The sequence below is a fragment of the Nocardioides jiangxiensis genome (assembly GCF_030580915.1).
Classification (GTDB): domain Bacteria; phylum Actinomycetota; class Actinomycetes; order Propionibacteriales; family Nocardioidaceae; genus Nocardioides; species Nocardioides jiangxiensis.
The window spans coordinates 18,777-37,668 of the sequence record NZ_JAUQTA010000002.1; the positions used below are offsets into that span (position 1 = coordinate 18,777).

The window sequence follows — 18,892 nt, forward strand, 5'->3', positions numbered from 1 at the left end:
CTGTGCAGTGATCCGCTTCGAAAAGGTCAGCAAGACGTACCCCGGCCAGGACCATGGTGCGCTCGAGAAGGTGTCGGTCGACATCGAGAAGGGCGAGTTCGTCTTCCTCGTCGGCGCCTCGGGCTCGGGCAAGTCGACGTTCCTGCGGCTGATCCTGCGCGAGCAGAGCGCGACGGACGGCCGCGTGCACGTGGCCGGCAAGGACCTCAACCGGCTCGCCGGCTGGAAGGTCCCGCGTCTGCGCCGCCAGATCGGCACCGTCTTCCAGGACTTCCGCCTCCTCCAGAACAAGACCGTCGCGGAGAACGTCGCGTTCGCGCTCCAGGTGATCGGCAAGTCTCGCGCCGACGTCGACCGCCTCGTCCCCGAGACGCTCGAGCTGGTCGGACTGGCCGAGAAGGCGGACCGCATGCCCGACGAGCTCTCCGGCGGTGAGCAGCAGCGCGTCGCGATCGCGCGCGCCTTCGTCAACCGTCCGATGATCCTCATCGCGGACGAGCCCACCGGAAACCTCGACCCGGCGACGTCGCTCGGCATCATGAAGCTGCTCGACCGGATCAACCGCACCGGCACGACCGTGATCATGGCGACCCACGACGCCGGCATCGTCGACCAGATGCGCAAGCGCGTCATCGAGCTCGCCAACGGCAAGGTCGTGCGCGACGAGGCCCGCGGCGCCTACGGCTACGAGAACTGAGAGCCCTTCCCATGCAGATGACCTATGTCTTCACCGAGCTCAAGCAGGGCCTGCGTCGCAACGTGTCGATGCACCTCGCCGTCGTCCTCACGCTCTTCGTGTCGCTGACCCTCGTCGGCCTCGGCGCGCTGCTCAAGCTGCAGGCCGACCACGCCGAGGAGCACTTCGGCAAGATCAACCAGGTCGTGGTCTGGCTGTGCAACGACGCGTCGAAGGCCAGCACCTGCACCGGCGGCGTGACGCCCGCGCAGAAGTCCGCGATCCTCAAGGTGGTCCAGGACAACCCGGAGGCGAAGGGCTACCACGTCGAGTCGCAGCAGACCGCCTTCGAGAAGACCAAGCGCCTCTTCGGCCAGCAGTACCAGACCAAGCTTCCTGCGGACTTCGGGCCGGACGACCTGCGTGAGTCGGTCTGGATCGACCTCAAGGACCGTCACAAGGCCGACGGCATCATGAGCGCCGTCGAGGGCCTCGACGGCGTCGACAGCATCCGCGACTCCCGCGGACTCGTCGGCCCGATCTTCAAGATCCTCGACCGGATGCAGATCGGCTCGCTGCTCACGGCGGGCGTGCTGCTGATGGCAGCGCTGCTGCTGGTCGCGAACACGATCCGGCTCACGGCGTACGCACGGCGCCGCGAGATCGGCATCATGCGCCTCGTCGGCGCCGGCACGCTCTACATCATGCTGCCGTTCCTCCTGGAGGCACTCATCACGGCGGTGGCCGGTGTCGCCCTCGCGGCGGCCGCGCTGTCGGCGTTCGAGTACTTCGCGATCGTCCGCGGCGTCAGCGACCTTCGCCTGATGCCGTGGGTCGACTGGACCGACACCCTCTTCGCCATCGAGGCGGCCGCGATCCTCGGGCCGATCCTCACGGTTGTCCCGACACTCCTGTTGACGCGCAAATACCTCAAGGTCTGACGCACGTCACCTACCGTCGAAACTGTTCTCTTCCCCGAACGAAGGTTTCACCCGTGGCTGGCCCCTTCCCCTTTGCCAACCGTCCCGACGTCACCCATCGCCGCCTGGGCGCGCTCGCGCTCGCGTCCGTGGCCGTGATGGCCCTCTCGACCCCGCTCGCGTCCGCCGAGGACGACCTGAAGGACAAGCAGAAGCAGGTCCACCACCAGGTCTCCCGCGCCGAGTCCGACCTCGAGGACTCGAGCGCGACGGCTGCCCGGGCGACCGCCGCCCTGCACCGCGCCGAGGCCTCGCTGCACACGGCGAAGGTCCGGCTGCACGCGACCCAGGCGGCGCTCCACGAGGCGCGGCTGCGCGACCAGAAGATGCAGGACGCCCTCGACGAGGCGGTCCACAACCTCCGGGTGGCGCAGCACGACCTCGAGGAGGGCCGGCAGAAGGTCGCCCACCAGAAGGACGACATCGCGGCGTTCGTGACCTCCGTCTACGAGCAGGGCGACCCGCGCCTGCTCGGCTTCGCGGCTGTCGCCGGGGCCGGTGACCCGGGCGACATGACGCGAGCGATGGCCTTCAACGAGTCCTACGGCGACCGCGAGGACGCTGTGCTCTCCGCCCTCGAGAACGCCGAGCAGGAGCTCGCCGCGCGTGAGGCGCAGGTCGAGGCACGCAAGGCCCAGGTAGCGGCCAGCCGGGCTGCCGCCGCGGCCAACCTCGTCGACAAGGAGGCGCTGGAGAAGAAGGCCGCGTCGGAGACCGCCCACGTGCAGTCCCTGGTCGACGAGCGTGCGGCCATCCAGCACCAGGCGGCGAAGGCCAAGGCTGCCGACCGCGCCGCCCTGGCCCACCTGAAGGCGAAGGAGGACCACATCGCGGCCCTCCTCAAGCAGCGTGCGGCGGCCGAGATCCGCAAGCACGGCGGCAACTACGCCGATGGGCCCGGCTACCTCTCCGCGCCCGCCAGTGGCCCGATCACCTCGCCCTTCGGCTGGCGCATCCACCCGATCTGGCACACCCGCATGTTCCACAACGGCATCGACTTCGGTGTCGGCTGCGGCCAGCCGCTGCGTGCGCCGGCCGACGGCGTGGTCGTCGCCCGCGGCGGCGGCGACTGGGACCCCTCGGGCAACTACATGTTCATCGACCTGGGCGTCCATGGGGGTGTCGGCCTCTCCACGAGCTACAGCCACGCCTCGCGCTACATCGTCGGCGTCGGGCAGCACGTCAAGCGCGGCCAGACCATCGGCTACGTCGGCGACACCGGCTGGGCGACCGGCTGCCACCTGCACTGGACGGTCAAGGAGAACGGCGTCGACGTCGACCCGATGAAGTGGCTCTGACCCGGGTCGCTTCGAAAACCGCTCGCCTGCCCTGAGAGAATGGCTGAATGGCCAGGGAACAGGGCACCAAGCCCATCGCGCAGAACAAGAAGGCGCGGCACGACTACCACATCGACGAGACGTGGGAGGCGGGCATGGTGCTGATGGGGACCGAGGTGAAGTCGCTGCGTCAGGGGCGTGCCTCCCTGGTCGACGGCTTCGCGGAGATCGAGAACGGCGAGGTCTTCCTCCTCCACGTCCACATCCCCGAGTACCTCAACGGGACCTGGACCAACCATGCCGCCCGGCGCCGCCGCAAGCTGCTCCTGAACCGGTCGGAGATCACCAGGATCGAGCGGAAGCTGGGCGACAAGGGCTACACGCTGGTGCCTCTCCAGCTCTACTTCAAGGACGGCCGCGCCAAGGTCGAGATCGCGCTCGCGCGCGGCAAGAAGGCCTACGACAAGCGCCACACGCTCGCCGAGAAGCAGGCCAACCGCGAGAAGGAGCAGGCCGTCCAGCGGCGGCTGAAGGGCTACAAGGACTGACCGGTCTCCGCGGCGTGCTCGACGAGGAATAACCGGTCGAGGCACCGGGTTGTGCCCACTAGACTGTGAGCGCAGTTTGAAAAATCAAGAGGGGCTGATCGGTTTCGACTTGGGACGTTAGTTCCAGGGGAAGCGGGTCGAGAAGGCAGCGTTATCTCGTTAACGATCGCTGCAAACCAATAGTTGCCAACGCTAAGCGCAACGACTTCGCTCTTGCTGCCTGAGTAGCAATCGAAGGGTCAGACCGGGCATCCGTCCTCGTCCCGGACCCTGGCCTCATCTAGAGGACTTGCTGATCAACCTCTGTCGGGAGGGTTGATCGGGACTCAATCCTGACTGAGCCTGTCGGCGCACGTGTCCGTGCCAGCGCCGGGGCCGAGAAAAGCGCACACCGCGGACTACGCCCGTAGAAGACCTGGATCGACGCTCGAGGACCGGGGTTCGATTCCCCGCAGCTCCACGTGTGACAGCCCTCTTGGCATGCGATGGCCGGCTCCCTCGGGAGCCGGCCATCGTCGATTTCCGTGCTCTCACCTGTTCGTGGCGCTGCGCGGGCCGCTCCTGCTCGCCGCTGGCCTGTCGCGGAGACGTGGCGCCTGCCCCGGTGCCGGTCGACGCCCCGCGGTCCATCGACGACATCCTGCCCGTCCGGGCGCCGGCCTGCCGGCAGGTCTCCGCGCCGGTTACGGTCGGGACATGGACTGCGTGTTCTGTTCCATCGTGGCAGGGGAGACCCCGGCGGAGGTCGTGCTCGAGACCGAGGCCCTGCTTGCGTTCCTCGACCGGAGGCCCGTCTTCAAGGGGCACGTCCTGCTGGTGCCGAAGGAGCACCACGTCACGCTTCCCGACCTGCCGGCGGAGCTCCGCGACCCGTTCCTCGCGGCCGCGCAGAGGCTCGCCACGGCGATGGTCGCCGGGCTCGGCGCCCAGGGCAGCTTCGTCGCCATGAACAACACGGTCTCCCAGTCGGTGCCACACCTGCACTGCCACGTCGTGCCGCGCACGAAGGGCGACGGGTTGCGGGGCTTCTTCTGGCCCCGGCGACCGTACGCCGACGGCGAGCCCGCGGCGTACGCGGAGAGGCTTCGCTCGGTGCTCTGACCCGCACGGTGGAGACACGGCCTAAGGTGGCTGGCGGTGCCCGACCACGACGGCGGGCCGACGGACTTGGAGGAAACATGGGTCGTTACGACGGACGCGTCGTGCTGGTGACCGGTGCCGCGCGCGGTCTCGGTTTCGCGATGGCGCAGCGCTTCGCCGACGAGGGTGCCGCGGTCGCGATCGTGGACCTCAACGAGGAGGACGCCGCCGCGGCGGCGGCCAAGCTGCCGAAGGCGATCGGCATCGGCTGCGACGTCGCCGACCGCGCCGCGGTCGAGGCGGCGGTCGAGCGCACGGTCGCCGAGCTCGGCGGGCTGCACGTGCTGGTCAACAACGCCGGCATCACTCGCGACAACCTGCTCTTCAAGATGACCGACACGGACTGGGACCTGGTCATGAACGTGCACCTGAAGGGCGCGTTCCTGATGGCCCAGACGGCGCAGAAGATCTTCACCGCTCAGCGCTACGGCAAGATCCTCAACCTCTCCTCGATCAGCGCCTACGGCAACCGCGGCCAGGCCAACTACTCGGCAGCCAAGGCCGGCGTCCAGGGCTTCACCAAGACCCTCGGCAAGGAGCTCGGCAAGTTCGGGATCAACGTCAACGCCATCGCGCCCGGCTTCATCGTCACCGAGATGACGGAGGCGACGGCCCGTCGTCTGGGCATGGAGCCGGAGGAGTTCTTCAAGCTCAACGCCGACCACAACCCGGTCGGCCGGGTGGGCCAGCCGGAGGACATCGCGGCTGCCGCGGCGTTCCTCTGCAGCGACGAGGCGTCGTACATCACAGGGCAGACGCTGAACGTCTGCGGCGGCGCCGCCATCCACTGAGCGGCCCGAAAAGCAGGTCTGACCTGCACATATGCGACCCGGCCCGACCTCGTCGGGCCGGGTCGCGTGCGTCACGCGAGGTGGATCACATACCAAAGTAGGGGTCTCGAGTGGCCTTTCGGCGGCCCGGTCCGTACGGTCGTGGCCCAACAACCGAATACCTGCGCTCCGGCAATCGCCGAGTCCTGCCCGGCCGGAGCGTTCCCCGATCTCGACAGATCTGGGCAGGAGTGGGGGACCCACAGGTTCCACGCGGTCTCCGGACCGCTCGGGGTGAAGCCACCTAGGTGGCGGAGCACTTTCCAGCTCTAACCCGACAGCTCACCTCACAGGCGTGGGAAAGGAACACACTCATGCCTGCGATCTCCCGCATGCGCAGCCTCGTCGTGCTGCCGTTCGTCATGCTCGCCCTGTGCCTCGGCCTGGTCGCCACCACCGTCTCGACCGCCCCGAAGGCCGACGCCGCGCTCACGCGCTCGGCGAAGATCCTCAACGGACTCACCATCGCCAAGCACCAGCAGGGCGACCCGTACAGCTACGGCTCGGCCGGCCCCGGTCGCTTCGACTGCTCGGGCCTGGTCTACTACTCGATGCGCAAGGCGGGCATCTCCGTGCCGCGCTCCTCGGGCGCCCAGGCCGGCGCCACGCGCCGCATCAGCAAGTCCAACATGAAGCCCGGCGACCTGATGTTCTTCAGCTCGGGCGGCCACGTCTACCACGTCGCGATCTTCGTCGGCTGGAAGGACGGCCACCGCCGCATGATCGACGCGCCCAAGTCGGGCGACCACGTGCGCATCCGCGCGCCGTGGACCTCCGACTGGTACGCCGGCACCCTTCGCTGACGTATCGTCGCGAAGTCCTGGATCTCGGGGTCTGAGGGCGCGCCTCCGCCGTCGTGCGGAGGTGCGCCCTCAGACTTTGAGGAGATCTGCCACCACCGATCGGAGATTCCCGTGCGCCGCATGCGCCTGTCCGTTGCCGCCACCCTCGCCGCGAGCGTCGTCCTCGCCGGCTGTGGAGGGTCGACCGGCAACGGTGACACCGGCTCGAGCGACAAGCCCTCCAGCAGTGCGCCCGCTGCCCAGCCCGAGACCTGGCCGCTGACCGGCCTCCGTGTCCCGGACGGCCGCTCGCCCGAGTCGCCTGCCTACATCGTGAAGATCGACAACACCGGCGCAAGCGCCCCGCAGTACGGGCTCGGCAAGGCCGACATGGTCGTCGAGGAGCTCGTCGAGGGCGGCATCACGCGCCTCGCGGCGTTCTTCCAGTCGCAGCTGCCGACGAAGGTCGGCCCGGTCCGCTCGATGCGCCTGACCGACATCGGTGTGGCGAAGCCGCTGGGTGCCGAGATCGTGACGTCGGGCGCCGCCGTGCCCACGCTCAACGGGCTGCGTGAGGCCGGTGTGAAGTTCGCCGACATGAGCAACCCGGCGGTCGTGCGCGACTACGACGGCTCGCACGACTACCTGCACAGTGTCGTGGCCAACCTGCAGAAGCTCGCCGCCCAGCAGAAGCACCCCGCGCGTCCGGTCGACTACCTGCCCTTCGGGGACGCGAAGGGCATGGCGGGCGGCAAGCCGGCCACGGCGATCGACGCGCGGATGTCGGCTGCCCGTACGGCGCACTGGCAGCTCATGGGCCACAAGTACGTGCTGCAGAACGGCTACATGCCCGACGGCGACGTCTTCAAGGCCGACACCGTCATCACCTGCATGGTGAGGACCTCGCTGGCGCCGTACCTGGACCCGGCCGGCAACCCGGTGCCGGTCTCGCACTTCGAGGGCAAGGGCCAGGCGATCATCTTCCACGACGGCAAGGCCGTGCGCGTGACGTGGAAGAAGCCGAAGGTCGGTGACACGGTCACGTTCGTGACCAAGTCGGGTGCGCAGTTCAAGGTGCCCGCCGGTCGCACCTGGCTTCACCTGGTGCCGAGCAGCGGGGGCAGCGTCAGCTTCCGCTGACCGCCTCGTCGCCGTCGGCACGATCCGTCGTGCCGACGAGCGACCGCATGCCGTCGAGCAGGATCCCGAACGCCGCCTCCACCCGCTGGGTGGCGGCGGAGGGGTCGGTGCTCTCGACGATGGCATCACCGGCCGCTGCCAGCGCACCGAAGAAGATTCGCGAGAAGGTCTCCTGCATCTGGGAGTCGACGCCCAGCGCGTCGCCGCTCAGGACCCCCGAGACGACGTCGCGGACGACCGCGAACGTCGATCGCTCCTGCTGCTCGGCGAACCGCTGCGGGCCGAGCACCGTCGGTGCCTCGTGGACGACCAGGCGGCTGTAGGCCGGCTCGCGCAGCACCTCCAGGAACGCCGTGAGACCGGCACGTGCCTGGTCCCACGGGTCCTTCGCGCCCTTCATGGCCCGGGTGATGCTGCGCGCGGCCTGGTCCTCGAGGTCGGAGAGGACGGCCTCGAAGATGCCCTGCTTGCCGGAGAAGTGGTGATAGAGCGCGCCCTTGGTCACCTTCGCCTCGGAGACGATCGCGTCGAGCGAGGTGGCGGCGTACCCGCGGACGGCGAAGAGCTGCTCTGCTGCCCGGAGGAGGGCGCGGCGCGTGGCGGCGGAGTACTGCTGGCGGCGGCTGATGCCCGTGACGCCGGCCACGGTCGAGACGCCCGGAAGGGAGATCTTGGACCGTCCACCGCCTGCTGTTCTGCTCACGGCCGAAGTCTAAGTGAGCGCCATCACTGGACAAGTGTCCAGAGTCACCGCGTGGGCGTTTGGCATACCGCCGGTATGCCACGTACGGTCATTACGTACCAACGGTATGTGGATGAGTGAAAGGAGCTGTCCATGAACTGGGAAGCTTTTCACCGTCGTGGGGACGTGCTCCACGCCGTGATCAAGGAAGCCGACGCCCGACGCGACGGCGAGCTGCCGATGTACGTCACCGGCGTCGAGCAGACCTTCAGCGACGAGCTTGACCTGATCGGTGCGCTGTCGCTGCGCTGGCACACCCGCCTGTCGGGTCACATCGAGCGTCTCGCCAAGGACCAGCCCCTCGACCTCGAGGCAGCGACCATCGAGGCCTGGCGCGACGCCGCGGACGAGAACCCTGGCATCCGCCTGGTCCTCGACAAGGCCCTCGCCGACGCCGACGAGGAGACCGTGGCCGCCATGGAGCGGATGCTGGAGAAGGAGCGCGAGCTGCTCGCCCTCAACTCCGGCAAGATCTCGGCCTACCAGCTGGAGGAGCACGGCGCCCGTGTCGGTGCGGCCGTCGAGGCGAAGGCCCGCGAGGGCTTCGTGATCGGCGCGAACGCACCGCAGCGCGAGGCTGCGCCGTCGCTGCTCGCACGGATCAAGGCCAACACGCGGTCCCGGACCGCTGCCATCGCCTGACGGCAGGCCCGCTGAGCTGACGTACCCCGGGTGCTGGCGCATCCCTCCCCGTGACCCTCCCAGTCACATTCCCTCCCACCGCGCCGGCCCCCGGGGATCGTCATTTCCGCCCCCGACGCTGGTCGGAGGTTCTCCTCACCTCGCATAGGATCGTCTCGTGAGCACGCCCATCGGATTCACCCAGCTCGACGTCGTCGAAGACCGCGAGACGCTGTCGGTCGAGGACGGCGACCACGAGCGGTTCAGCCACTTCGTCCCCAAGGAGAAGCTGACCGAGGCGATGGTCCTGGGGACGCCGGTCGTCGCCCTGTGCGGCAAGGTGTGGGTCCCCAGCCGCGCCCCGGAGAAGTTCCCGGTCTGCCCGGAGTGCAAGGAGATCTGGGAGTCGATCGAGCACGACGGGGACGACTCTTGAGCGGTCAGCCCGAGGCTGACCTGTTCGACACGGTTCCCCAGGCTCCCGGCGCGCTGACGCCGGCGTGGCCGGACCGTGCCGCGTGGGGCACCGCGACCTCGCTGCGTGCCTGGCAGGCAGCGGCGATGCGGAAGTACCTCGACGAGCAGCCCCGCGACTTCCTCGCCGTCGCCACCCCGGGAGCCGGCAAGACGACGTTCGCGCTGACCGTGGCGGCCGAGCTGCTCGGTCGTCGCGTCGTCGACCGGGTCACCATCGTGGCGCCGACCGAGCACCTCAAGGTGCAGTGGGCCGAGGCCGCGGCGCGTGCGGGCATCCCGATCGACCCGACGTACTCCGCCGGGCAGGGCAAGACCTCCCAGGAGTTCCTGGGCATCGCGGTCACCTACGCCGGAGTCGCGGTGAACCCGCTGGCCATGCGGATCCGCACCGAGCGCTTCAAGACCCTGGTCATCCTCGACGAGGTGCACCACGCCGGAGACGCACTGAGCTGGGGCGAGGGCGTCCGCGAGGCGTTCGACCCGGCGACGCGTCGGCTCGCGCTGACCGGCACGCCGTTCCGCTCCGACGTGAACCCGATCCCGTTCGTGAGCTACGAGCCCAACGAGGACGGCATCCCGCAGTCCAAGGCCGACTACACCTACGGCTATGCGCACGCGCTCGCCGACCACGTCGTCCGCCCGGTGCTCTTCATGGCCTACTCGGGCGAGATGCAGTGGCGCACGCGCGCCGGTGACGAGATCACCGCCCGCCTCGGCGAGCCGCTGACCAAGGACATGCACCAGCAGGCGCTGCGTACCGCGCTCGACCCGAGCGGCTCGTGGATGCCGGCGGTCCTCGAGGCCGCCGACAAGCGCCTCACCGAGGTACGCCGCCACGTCCCGGACGCGGGCGGCCTCGTCATCGCCTCCGACCAGGACTCCGCACGGGCCTACGCCAAGCTCCTGCGCGCGATCACGGGGGAGTCCCCGGTCGTCGTCCTCTCCGACGAGAAGGGTGCCTCGAAGAAGATCTCCGGCTTCTCCGAGGGCGACCAGCGCTGGATGGTCGCGGTCCGCATGGTCTCCGAGGGCGTCGACGTTCCGCGTCTCGCCGTCGGCGTCTGGGCGACCAACACCTCGACGCCCCTCTTCTTCGCCCAGGCCGTCGGCCGCTTCGTGCGCGCCCGCAAGCGCGGCGAGACCGCGTCGGTCTTCCTGCCCTCGGTGCCCAACCTGCTCGGGCTTGCCGCCGAGCTCGAGGTCCAGCGTGACCACGTGCTCGGACGCAAGGTCAACGACGACGGCGACATCTTCGCTGCGGAGCAGGGCCTGATCGACCAGGCCAACGCGGCCGAGGGCGCCTCGGACGACCTGCTCGGCAACTTCGAGGCGCTCGGCTCGGAGGCCACCTTCGACCGCGTCCTGTACGACGGCGGCGAGTTCGGGCACTCGGGAGAGGTGCACGTCGGCTCCGACGAGGAGATGGACTTCCTCGGCATCCCCGGCCTGCTCGAGCCCGACCAGGTGCGCGACCTGCTGCACCAGCGTCAGTCCGAGCGGGCCAGGAAGCAGAAGCAGGAGCGCGCCGCCGACCCGACGTCCGAGGAGGACCGCGCGGTCACGCACGAGCGCCTCGGCGTGCTGCGCCGGGAGCTGAACGGCCTCGTCGCCGCCTGGTACCACCGCACCGGCCAGCCGCACGGCGTGACGCACAACGCGCTCCGCAAGGAGTGCGGCGGCCCGCCGTCCGCGGTCGCGACGGTCGACCAGCTCCAGGGCCGCATCGACAAGATCCGCGAGTGGGCGATCAGCGGACGCTGACCTCGACAACGACGAACGCCGCCTCCCTGACGTCGGGGAGGCGGCGTTCGTGCGTCGTGCGTGGGTCAGAGCACCTTGGAGAGGAACGCCTGGGTGCGCTCGTGCTGCGGGTTGCCGAGCACCTCGCGCGGGTCGCCCTCCTCGACGATGACGCCGCCGTCCATGAAGACCAGCTTGTCGCCGACCTCGCGGGCGAAGCCCATCTCGTGGGTCACGACCATCATCGTCATGCCCTCCGACGCGAGGTCCTTCATGACCGCGAGGACGTCGCCGACGAGCTCCGGGTCCAGCGCGCTGGTCGGCTCGTCGAAGAGCATCATGTCGGGGTCCATCGACAGGGCACGCGCGATCGCGACCCGCTGCTGCTGGCCGCCGGAGAGGTGCGCGGGGTAGGCGTCCTCGCGGTTGGCCAGGCCGACCTTCGCGAGGTTGCGCCGGGCGATCTCCACCGCCTCGGCGGTGCTGCGCTTCTTCACCCGCTTCTGCGCGATGGTGAGGTTCTTCAGCACGCTCATGTGCGGGAAGAGGTTGAACTGCTGGAAGACCATGCCGATCCGGCTGCGCACGGCATCCAGGTCGGTCTCGGGGTCCGTGATGTCGATGCCCTCGACGAGGATCCGGCCCGAGGTCGGCTCCTCCAGACGGTTCACGCAGCGCAGCAGGGTCGACTTGCCCGAACCCGACGGCCCGATCACGCAGACCACCTGGCCGTTGTCGACGTGGAAGTCGATGCCCTTGAGCACCTCGTTCTGGCCGAAGGACTTGTGCAGCTCGCGCACCTCGATGGCGCGGCTCTGGGTGGTCGTCATGTCAGTCACCGGGCTCGCTGCTGGCGACGCTCGAGGGCGGCGACCAGCTGGGTCAGGGGGAGTGAGATCGCCAGGTAGACCAGCGCGATCGCCAGCAGGGGCGCAGAGTTCGCGTACTCGATGATGCCCTGCTGGCCGTAGGCGGTCAGGTCGACCTGTGACGCCTGCGCGCCGACGAACGCGAGGAGGGAGGTGTCCTTGAGGAGCAGGACGCCCTCGTTGGTCAGCGGCGGGATGACGACGCGCAGGGCCTGCGGGAGGACGATCGACGTCGTCGTCCGGTACGAGGACATGCCCAGCGACCGGGCGGCTTCGGTCTGGCCCTTCGGCACGGCCTGGATGCCCGCGCGCAGCGTCTCCGCCATGTACGCCGAGGCCACGAAGACGAGCCCGATGAGCCCTGCGCCGATGGTGCCGCCCGGGGCGTTCCAGTCGAACGCGAGCGGTACGCCGAACGCCATGAACAGGATCACGACGAGCGCCGGCAGCCCGCGGAAGAACTCGATCCATGCGATCGCGATCCACCGGAGGCCGAGCACGCTCGACATCTTCATGAGGGCGAGCACGAGCGCCAGTGCGAGACCGCCCGCGAAGGCGATGACGGTGTAGAAGAGCGTGTTCTTCGCGCCGATCAGGAAGATGTCGGGCCACTGGCCGCGCCAGGTGTCGCCGTCGGCGAAGTTGAGCTTGAGTGCCTCCCAGTCGGCCTTGAGCACGAGGAGGAGGACCAGCAGCGCGAGGACGGCGTACACACCGAGGTGTGTCGCCGCCCGTCGCTGCCGTCGGGTGAGGGCTGGCATCAGGCGATCACTTGGTGGCGAAGTAGGAGTCGTAGATCTTCTGGTAGTCGCCGCTCGAGTGCAGCGTGGCCAGGGCGTCGTCGACAGCCTTGATCAGGTCGGTGTTCGACTTCTTCATGGCCAGGCCATAGGTCTCGTCGGTCTTGTAGGTCTCGACGACGGTGAACTTGCCGGGCTGCTTCGGGTCCTTCTGGTGGTCCAGGTTGACCGGGAGGTCCTGCAGGATCGCGTCGACCTGACCGGCCTTGATCGCGGCGTACATCTGCGCGTCGCTCGGGAACGAGGTCACCTTGGCGCCCGTGGCGTTCTTGTTCGCGTAGGTCTCACCGGTCGTGCCCTTCTGGACGGCAACCGACTTGCCCTTCAGGTCGTCGATCGACTTGATCGACGACCCGGCCGGGACGAGCAGCGACTGCTCGGAGTCGTAGTAGCCCTCGCTGAAGCCGATCTTCTTCTCGCGGACAGGGGTGATCGTCATCGCGGAGGCGGCGAGGTCGCACTGCCTGGAGTTGAGCGCGAGGCCACTCTGGAGGGCGTTGAAGTCGGAGTCCTTGACGACGAGCTTGAGCTTCAGCTCCTTGGCGACGGCCGTGACGATGTCGATGTCGAAGCCCTTGAAGCCCGTCGGCGTCGTCTTGTCGAAGTCCTCGAACGGCGGGTAGGGGACGTCCGAGCAGACGGTCAGCGTGCCCGCCGTGATGGTGTCGAGGGCGCCGTCGGCCTTGTCGTTGCCCTTGTCGGAACCGCACGCGGCGAGGCCGAGGGCCAGGGTCGCGGCGGCGGCGGTGGTCAGGATCCGGGAGGTCATGCTCGGCACACTAGGGGATTGCAGATCACAATCGAATGCCGGATGTGTTGCGGAACTGTCTGGGACCCCAGATTCTGTGGACCGCGCGCCGCCGCGGCCAGCCGGCTCAGTCGGTGAGGGCCGGGTAGTCCGTGTAGCCCGCGGCGCCGCCGCCGTACACGGTCGCCTGGACGACCTCGTTGAGCGGGGCGCCCGTGCGCAGGCGGACGTCGAGGTCGGGGTTGGCGATGTACGCACGACCGAACGCGGCGGCGTCGATCAGGCCCGCCTCGATCAGGCGCTCGGCCTTGGCGACGTCGTAGGCACCGGCACCGATGATCACGCCCGGGAACGCCGCACGCAGCTGCTTGCGGTACTCCTCGGTGAGCTCGGGCCCACCGGCCCAGTCCGGCTCGGACAGGTGCAGGAACGCGATGCCCCGCTTGGCGAACTCGGCCGCGACGTAGAGGCCGGCCTCGGCGCCCTCCGGGTCCGAGGTGCCGTTGAACGAGCCGATGGGGGAGATGCGGATGCCGACGTGGTCCGCGTCCCAGGCGTCGATGACGGCGTCGAGGACCTCCAGCATGAGGCGGGCGCGGTTCTCCAGCGAGCCGCCGTACTCGTCGGTGCGCTGGTTGCTGTCGGCGGCGAGGAACTGGTGGAGCAGGTAGCCGTGGGCACCGTGGATCTCGGCCAGGTCGAAGCCGGCCTCGCGGGCGTTGGCGGAGGCGCGACGGTAGTCCTCGACCACGGCCTTGATCTCCTCGACCGTCAGCTCGTGCGGCGTCGGGCAGTCGGCGCGGTAGACGTTGCCGTCCGCGTCCTTCAGCGAGGTGCGGTTGCGGAACGGGATGGCACTTGCGGAGACCGGCAGCGCGCCGTCGTGGAAGGACTCGTGCGACACCCGGCCGGTGTGCCACAGCTGCGGCGCGATACGACCGCCCGCGGCGTGGACGGCCTCGGTGATGGCGCGCCATCCGGCGACCTGCTCGGGGGAGTAGATGCCCGGGGTGTCGGCGTACCCCTTGCCCTGCGGGGAGATCTGCGTGCCCTCCGTGATCAGGAGGCCGGCGCCCGCGCGCTGCGTGTAGTACTCCGCCATGAGCGCGTTGGGCACGTCGCCCGGCTGCGTCGCGCGCATCCGGGTCAGCGGCGCCATGATCACGCGGTGGGGGAGCTCGACGGCTCCGACGGTCAGGGGCTGGAAGAGTCGGCTGGTCACGTCGGAGCCAACCGCGGCTGGGGGCGGCGGCATTCCCGCCCATGGGATTGATATTTCAACCAGAACCGCGTCATGGCCCGCGTGGTCGAGCGTTTGACAGGTGTCCAGACTCTCGGAACACGAAAGTAGTCAGTACCTCCATGGCCTCCACCCTCCTCGGTTCGCGCCGCACCGCCGCCCGCGGCGGCGCCGTCGCGCTCCTCGCCTCTGCCGTCGCCTCGGCAGCCCTCCTGCTGCCCGCGACCCCGGCTCAGGCTGCCGTCACCAACCAGACCCTCGTCGGCTCCGCAGCCGGCACGAAGGTCACCCTGCTCAACGGCACGGTCTCCTCCGGTGCGACGGCCCCGTCCGGCCTCACGACGCCGTACACGGGCAAGACCTCCTCCAACTCGACCGCCAGCGTCGTGGTGCCGGGCCTCCTCACCACGGGCGTCGTCTCCTCCAAGGTCGCCACCACGGCGATCACCGGCGGCAAGCGGATCACCTCCACCGCCTCCGTCGCGGGCGTCGACCTGCTCAACGGCCTGGTCAAGGCGACCGCGGTCCAGAGCACGAGCCGCGTCTCCGTGGTCAACGGCATCGCGACCCCGTCCAGCACCCCGAACTTCCTCGGCCTCGCCGTCGCCGGTACGACGCTGCCGCTGAGCATCCCGAAGAACTTCACGGTCGACGTGCCGGGCGTGGCCAAGGTCGTTCTCAACAAGAGCGTCGCGACCCAGCTCTCCGACAACGCCGCCCGGCAGGTCTCCGCGGGCATCGAGGTGACGCTTCTCAGTGCTGTCGGCGCCTACGGGGCCGGCACGGTCATCGACGTGGCGCCGACCGCTGCCGCGGCGACCCTGCCGACGACGCAGCTCGGTGCGGCGGTCGGGGGCCTCGGCTACTCGACCCGCGTCGCTGCCGTCGTCGACGGCGTCCTCAAGGTGACCTCGGGTCCGACCGCAGCCCAGGCCATGCCGGCCGGCGGCACCGCGGGCAAGAACGTCACCAACAGCACCGTCGGTGTCCACCTCAGCACGATCCTCAACACCGGTACGCTCGCCAACACCGTGAACGGCTCGCGCACGGCGTCGTACTCGCGTTCGACGGTCACCTCGAACGTGACGGCCGTCAACCTGCTCGGTGGACTGGTCCGGGCTGACGCCGTCAAGGCCGTCGCGCAGTCGTCGAAGAAGTCCGGCTACCCGGCGGTCAAGACCGGCCAGTCGACGCTCGTCAACCTGGTCATCGGCGGCAAGGCCATCCCGGTCGACGTCGCCCCCAACACCACCGTCAGCGTCCTCGGCCTGGTCACGGTGACGGTCAACCAGCAGATCCGCACGACGACGGGCATCACCGTCAACGCGCTCGACGTGAAGGTCGTCGGTGCCGGCCTCGGCCTGCCGGTCGGCAGCCACATCACGGTCGCGTCCGCCGACGCGTGGGTGGGCACCGCCGGCTGACCCCCGCCCAGCCTCACCACTGCCCCCGTGCCCACGCGGCGCGGGGGCAGTGGCGTCTCCGGTCGCGAAGCTGCCCTGTGGAACGATGGAGGCGTGTCGACCGCAAGCCCCGAGGTCGGGTCCGAGACGGTCCCCGACGAGATCACGTTCCTCAGCAAGCCCTGGGTGACCGTCGTCTGGAACGACCCGGTCAACCTCATGTCCTACGTCTCCTACGTCTTCCAGACCTACTTCGGCTACGCGAAGGCCGAGGCGGAGAAGCTGATGATGCAGGTCCACGAGGAGGGCCGCTCCGTCGTCTCCTCCGGCACGCGCGAGGAGATGGAGCGCGACGTGCAGGCCATGCACGAGTACGGCCTGTGGGCAACGATGGAGAAGCAGTGAGGACGCCGTGACCGAGGGCTTCCACCGACACCGGAAGTCCGGGCGTGCGATCGCCGAGTTCACCGGGTTCGAGGCCGACCTGCTCCGCTCGCTGGCCTCCCAGCTCATCGAGCTGCTGCACAGCGAGGTCGCGGCGCCCGTGGAGCACGAGGACCCGCTGGCGGCCCTCTTCGACTTCTCCGGGCCGACCACCGCGCCGGAGGACCCGGTGCTGCAGCGCCTCTTCCCCACGGCGTACCCGGGGGACGACGACGCGGCGGCCGAGTTCCGTCGCTTCACCGAGGGCACGCTGCGCGACGGCAAGGCCCGCGGGGCGGCTGCCGTCATCGACGCGCTGGAGGAGGCCGGCCTCCCCGAGGACGACGTCGACGACGCCGTCCACATCGATGTCGAGCTCGACACCGGCGAGGCGGTGACCTGGCTGAAGACCTTCACCGACATCCGCCTCGCCCTCGCCACCCGCCTCGGCGTCGAGGAAGGTGACGAGGAGCGCTGGGCGGCACTCCCGGACGACGACCCCGCCAGCCAGGCCCACGACATCTACGAGTGGGTCGGCTACCTGCAGGAGACGCTGGTCGGGGCGCTGGGCGGCTGACCGGCGCGGTCACGGGGTGACGCAGGCGGCACCCGCCCGATGCGGCCCCCAGTGCCGTTCTCACCTAGGCTGTGGACTTGTGTTGACCATCGACCAGGCGACGTACGACGCGATCGTCGCGCACGCCAAGCGGGACCACCCGGACGAGTGCTGCGGCATCGTCGCCGGCCCTGAGGGCAGCGACCGCCCGGAGCGCTTCATCGAGATGATCAACGCCGCCGGCAGCCCGACGTTCTACGAGTTCGACTCCACCGAGCTGCTCGCTCTCTACAAGGAGATGTGGGCGAACGACGAGGAGCCGGTCATCGTCTACCACTCGCACACCGCGACGGAGGCGTACCCCAGCCGCACCGACATCGGCCTGGCCAGCGAGCCCAACGCCCACTACGTGCTGGTCAGCACGCGTGAGCACGGGAATAACGAGGGCCCGGTGGAGTTCAGGTCGTACCGCATCATCGACGGCGAGGTGACCGAGGAAGAGGTCACCGTCGTCCCGCAGCTTTCCAGCACCGAGGAGCGTTGAGCCATGGCCATCGAGGTCCGCATCCCCACCATCCTGCGCACGTACACCGGCGGCGAGAAGGCCGTGCCGGCCGAGGGCGCCACGCTGCTCGCGCTGATCGACGACCTGGAGACCCGCCACGCCGGCATCAAGGGCCGCCTCATCGAGGAGTCCGGCGAGCTGCGCCGCTTCGTCAACGTCTACATCAACGACGAGGACGTCCGCTTCATCGGCGGCCTCGACGCCGAGCTCTCCGACGGCGACCAGGTCGTCGTCCTGCCGGCCGTCGCCGGCGGCGCTCGCTGAGACTGCCTCGTCTCCGCGCACCTGAGACCGGGATAATCGAGTCATGGCCCGCTACGACAACCTGCTCGCCTCCGTCGGCAACACCCCGCTCGTGGGGCTGCCGCGCCTGACCGCGATGGTCGGCGGTGGAGACGACGTCCGGATCTGGGCCAAGCTCGAGGACCGCAACCCGACGGGCTCGATCAAGGACCGTCCGGCCCTGAAGATGATCGAGGAGGCCGAGAAGTCCGGCCTGCTCCGCCCGGGCTGCACGATCCTGGAGCCGACCTCGGGCAACACCGGCATCTCGATCGCGATGGCCGCGAAGCTCAAGGGCTACCGCACCGTCTTCGTGATGCCGGAGAACACCTCCGAGGAGCGGCGTCAGATCCTGCGCATGTGGGGTGCGGAGATCCACTCCTCCCCGGCCGCGGGTGGCTCCAACGAGGCCGTCCGCGTCGCCAAGCGCATGGCCGACGAGCACCCGGACTGGGTGATGCTCTACCAGTACGGCAACGACGCCAACGCACTCGCGCACGAGCTCGGCACGGGCCCGGAGCTCCTCGAGGACCTGCCGTCCATCACGCACTTCGTGGCCGGCCTCGGCACCACCGGCACCCTGATGGGTGTCTCCCGCTTCTTCCGCAAGGCCAAGCCCGACGTGCGCATCGTCGCCGCGGAGCCCCGCTACGGCGAGCTCGTCTACGGCCTGCGCAACCTCGACGAGGGCTTCGTCCCCGAGCTGTACGACGCCTCGCTGATCGACAGCCGCTTCTCGGTCGGCCCGCGTGACGCCGTACGCCGCGTGCGCGAGCTGCTCGAGATGGAGGGCATCTTCGCCGGCATCTCCACCGGCGCGATCCTGCACGCCGCGCTCGGCCAGGCCGCGAAGGCGGTCAAGGCCGGGGAGAAGGCCGACATCGCGTTCGTCGTCGCCGACGGTGGCTGGAAGTACCTGTCGACCGGCGCCTACGAGGGCACCGTCGACGAGGCGGAGGACCGCCTCGAGGGCCAGCTCTGGGCGTGATGCCCGTCTCTGGGTGACGCGGCTCGCAAGTTGCGGCGCGCAGGCGTGGCCAAGCCGTAACGTGT

General features: G+C 69.3%; 22 protein-coding genes, 1 other RNA gene and 1 riboswitch. Of the genes, 18 read left to right on the plus strand and 5 right to left on the minus strand.

The window, feature by feature from the left end; genetic code table 11:
- Window positions 1-7 precede the first annotated feature (7 nt).
- The 9 genes from ftsE (at window position 8) to Q5722_RS11420 (ending at window position 7,373) form a co-directional block, all read left to right on the plus strand.
- On the plus strand, window positions 8-697 hold the full coding sequence (gene ftsE / locus Q5722_RS11380) for a cell division ATP-binding protein FtsE (RefSeq protein WP_305028391.1): 690 nt from the start codon (window positions 8-10) through the stop codon (window positions 695-697).
- Window positions 698-708: 11 nt separating this feature from the next.
- Window positions 709-1,617, plus strand: a complete 909-nt coding sequence (gene ftsX, locus Q5722_RS11385; protein ID WP_305028392.1) for a permease-like cell division protein FtsX — start codon at window positions 709-711, stop codon at window positions 1,615-1,617.
- 53 nt (window positions 1,618-1,670) lie between these two features.
- Window positions 1,671-2,954, plus strand: a complete 1,284-nt coding sequence (locus tag Q5722_RS11390; protein WP_305028393.1) for a M23 family metallopeptidase — start codon at window positions 1,671-1,673, stop codon at window positions 2,952-2,954.
- A 47-nt stretch (window positions 2,955-3,001) separates the two neighbouring features.
- A complete protein-coding gene (gene smpB, locus Q5722_RS11395) occupies window positions 3,002-3,481 on the plus strand; it encodes an SsrA-binding protein SmpB (RefSeq protein WP_305028394.1) in 480 nt (159 codons plus the stop codon).
- A 90-nt stretch (window positions 3,482-3,571) separates the two neighbouring features.
- Window positions 3,572-3,944, plus strand: a transfer-messenger RNA (tmRNA) gene (ssrA, locus tag Q5722_RS11400).
- Between the two features lie 233 nt (window positions 3,945-4,177).
- On the plus strand, window positions 4,178-4,582 hold the full coding sequence (locus Q5722_RS11405; protein WP_305028395.1) for an HIT family protein: 405 nt from the start codon (window positions 4,178-4,180) through the stop codon (window positions 4,580-4,582).
- A gap of 77 nt (window positions 4,583-4,659) precedes the next feature.
- Complete coding sequence (locus tag Q5722_RS11410; RefSeq protein WP_305028396.1) at window positions 4,660-5,412, plus strand: SDR family NAD(P)-dependent oxidoreductase; 753 nt, start codon at window positions 4,660-4,662, stop codon at window positions 5,410-5,412.
- A 202-nt stretch (window positions 5,413-5,614) separates the two neighbouring features.
- Window positions 5,615-5,762, plus strand: a riboswitch (cyclic di-AMP (ydaO/yuaA leader).
- A 3-nt stretch (window positions 5,763-5,765) separates the two neighbouring features.
- A complete protein-coding gene (locus Q5722_RS11415; protein WP_305028397.1) occupies window positions 5,766-6,254 on the plus strand; it encodes a C40 family peptidase in 489 nt (162 codons plus the stop codon).
- Window positions 6,255-6,374: 120 nt separating this feature from the next.
- Complete coding sequence (locus Q5722_RS11420) at window positions 6,375-7,373, plus strand: DUF3048 domain-containing protein (protein ID WP_305028398.1); 999 nt, start codon at window positions 6,375-6,377, stop codon at window positions 7,371-7,373.
- Here the strand turns inward: Q5722_RS11420 and Q5722_RS11425 are convergent.
- Window positions 7,360-8,076, minus strand: coding sequence for a TetR/AcrR family transcriptional regulator (locus Q5722_RS11425; RefSeq protein WP_305028399.1), 717 nt, complete (start codon window positions 8,074-8,076; stop codon window positions 7,360-7,362). The genes Q5722_RS11420 and Q5722_RS11425 overlap by 14 nt on opposite strands.
- A gap of 132 nt (window positions 8,077-8,208) precedes the next feature.
- On the opposite strand from Q5722_RS11425, the gene Q5722_RS11430 reads away from it, so the two are divergent.
- The 3 genes from Q5722_RS11430 to Q5722_RS11440 all read left to right on the plus strand — a co-directional run bounded on the left by Q5722_RS11430 (window position 8,209) and on the right by Q5722_RS11440 (window position 10,974).
- On the plus strand, window positions 8,209-8,757 hold the full coding sequence (locus tag Q5722_RS11430) for a hypothetical protein (protein WP_305028400.1): 549 nt from the start codon (window positions 8,209-8,211) through the stop codon (window positions 8,755-8,757).
- Between the two features lie 157 nt (window positions 8,758-8,914).
- Complete coding sequence (locus tag Q5722_RS11435) at window positions 8,915-9,172, plus strand: DUF3039 domain-containing protein (protein ID WP_305028401.1); 258 nt, start codon at window positions 8,915-8,917, stop codon at window positions 9,170-9,172.
- Entirely contained in the window at window positions 9,169-10,974 is a 1,806-nt protein-coding gene (locus tag Q5722_RS11440; RefSeq protein ID WP_439652493.1) for a DEAD/DEAH box helicase, read from the plus strand. The genes Q5722_RS11435 and Q5722_RS11440 overlap by 4 nt, the downstream gene beginning before the upstream one ends.
- A gap of 65 nt (window positions 10,975-11,039) precedes the next feature.
- On the opposite strand, the gene Q5722_RS11445 is transcribed toward Q5722_RS11440, so the two are convergent.
- The 4 genes from Q5722_RS11445 to nemA form a co-directional block, all read right to left on the minus strand.
- Entirely contained in the window at window positions 11,040-11,783 is a 744-nt protein-coding gene (locus tag Q5722_RS11445) for an amino acid ABC transporter ATP-binding protein (RefSeq protein ID WP_305028402.1), read from the minus strand.
- A 5-nt stretch (window positions 11,784-11,788) separates the two neighbouring features.
- Complete coding sequence (locus Q5722_RS11450) at window positions 11,789-12,583, minus strand: amino acid ABC transporter permease (protein WP_305028403.1); 795 nt, start codon at window positions 12,581-12,583, stop codon at window positions 11,789-11,791.
- A gap of 7 nt (window positions 12,584-12,590) precedes the next feature.
- Window positions 12,591-13,391, minus strand: a complete 801-nt coding sequence (locus Q5722_RS11455) for an ABC transporter substrate-binding protein (RefSeq protein ID WP_305028404.1) — start codon at window positions 13,389-13,391, stop codon at window positions 12,591-12,593.
- Window positions 13,392-13,497: 106 nt separating this feature from the next.
- On the minus strand, window positions 13,498-14,592 hold the full coding sequence (gene nemA, locus Q5722_RS11460) for an N-ethylmaleimide reductase (RefSeq protein WP_305028405.1): 1,095 nt from the start codon (window positions 14,590-14,592) through the stop codon (window positions 13,498-13,500).
- A gap of 140 nt (window positions 14,593-14,732) precedes the next feature.
- On the opposite strand from nemA, the gene Q5722_RS11465 reads away from it, so the two are divergent.
- The 6 genes from Q5722_RS11465 (at window position 14,733) to Q5722_RS11490 (ending at window position 18,827) form a co-directional block, all read left to right on the plus strand.
- On the plus strand, window positions 14,733-16,034 hold the full coding sequence (locus Q5722_RS11465) for a choice-of-anchor P family protein (RefSeq protein ID WP_305028406.1): 1,302 nt from the start codon (window positions 14,733-14,735) through the stop codon (window positions 16,032-16,034).
- Window positions 16,035-16,127: 93 nt separating this feature from the next.
- Window positions 16,128-16,418: an ATP-dependent Clp protease adapter ClpS gene (gene clpS, locus Q5722_RS11470; RefSeq protein ID WP_439652494.1), complete on the plus strand. Its 291-nt coding sequence runs from the start codon at window positions 16,128-16,130 to the stop codon at window positions 16,416-16,418.
- Window positions 16,419-16,425: 7 nt separating this feature from the next.
- Window positions 16,426-17,013: a DUF2017 domain-containing protein gene (locus tag Q5722_RS11475; RefSeq protein ID WP_305028407.1), complete on the plus strand. Its 588-nt coding sequence runs from the start codon at window positions 16,426-16,428 to the stop codon at window positions 17,011-17,013.
- 79 nt (window positions 17,014-17,092) lie between these two features.
- Window positions 17,093-17,536 (plus strand): M67 family metallopeptidase, encoded by a 444-nt coding sequence (locus tag Q5722_RS11480; RefSeq protein ID WP_305028408.1) that lies wholly within the window; start codon window positions 17,093-17,095, stop codon window positions 17,534-17,536.
- 3 nt (window positions 17,537-17,539) lie between these two features.
- A complete protein-coding gene (locus Q5722_RS11485) occupies window positions 17,540-17,821 on the plus strand; it encodes a MoaD/ThiS family protein (RefSeq protein WP_305028409.1) in 282 nt (93 codons plus the stop codon).
- A gap of 43 nt (window positions 17,822-17,864) precedes the next feature.
- Window positions 17,865-18,827, plus strand: a complete 963-nt coding sequence (locus Q5722_RS11490) for a PLP-dependent cysteine synthase family protein (protein WP_305028410.1) — start codon at window positions 17,865-17,867, stop codon at window positions 18,825-18,827.
- The last annotated feature ends 65 nt before the right edge of the window (window positions 18,828-18,892 follow it).

Excerpts from the sequence above, each read along its gene's own strand:
- smpB (WP_305028394.1), top strand. The coding sequence starts at position 3,002 with ATGGCCAGGGAACAGGGCACCAAGCCCATCGCGCAGAACAAGAAGGCG.
- Q5722_RS11455 (WP_305028404.1), bottom strand. The coding sequence starts at position 13,391 with ATGACCTCCCGGATCCTGACCACCGCCGCCGCCGCGACCCTGGCCCTC.
- Q5722_RS11420 (WP_305028398.1), top strand. The coding sequence starts at position 6,375 with ATGCGCCTGTCCGTTGCCGCCACCCTCGCCGCGAGCGTCGTCCTCGCC.
- Q5722_RS11445 (WP_305028402.1), bottom strand. The coding sequence starts at position 11,783 with ATGACGACCACCCAGAGCCGCGCCATCGAGGTGCGCGAGCTGCACAAG.
- ftsX (WP_305028392.1), top strand. The coding sequence starts at position 709 with ATGCAGATGACCTATGTCTTCACCGAGCTCAAGCAGGGCCTGCGTCGC.
- Q5722_RS11465 (WP_305028406.1), top strand. The coding sequence starts at position 14,733 with ATGGCCTCCACCCTCCTCGGTTCGCGCCGCACCGCCGCCCGCGGCGGC.
- Q5722_RS11490 (WP_305028410.1), top strand. The coding sequence starts at position 17,865 with ATGGCCCGCTACGACAACCTGCTCGCCTCCGTCGGCAACACCCCGCTC.
- Q5722_RS11410 (WP_305028396.1), top strand. The coding sequence starts at position 4,660 with ATGGGTCGTTACGACGGACGCGTCGTGCTGGTGACCGGTGCCGCGCGC.
- Q5722_RS11485 (WP_305028409.1), top strand. The coding sequence starts at position 17,540 with ATGGCCATCGAGGTCCGCATCCCCACCATCCTGCGCACGTACACCGGC.
- Q5722_RS11450 (WP_305028403.1), bottom strand. The coding sequence starts at position 12,583 with ATGCCAGCCCTCACCCGACGGCAGCGACGGGCGGCGACACACCTCGGT.
- Q5722_RS11430 (WP_305028400.1), top strand. The coding sequence starts at position 8,209 with ATGAACTGGGAAGCTTTTCACCGTCGTGGGGACGTGCTCCACGCCGTG.
- Q5722_RS11405 (WP_305028395.1), top strand. The coding sequence starts at position 4,178 with ATGGACTGCGTGTTCTGTTCCATCGTGGCAGGGGAGACCCCGGCGGAG.
- Q5722_RS11415 (WP_305028397.1), top strand. The coding sequence starts at position 5,766 with ATGCCTGCGATCTCCCGCATGCGCAGCCTCGTCGTGCTGCCGTTCGTC.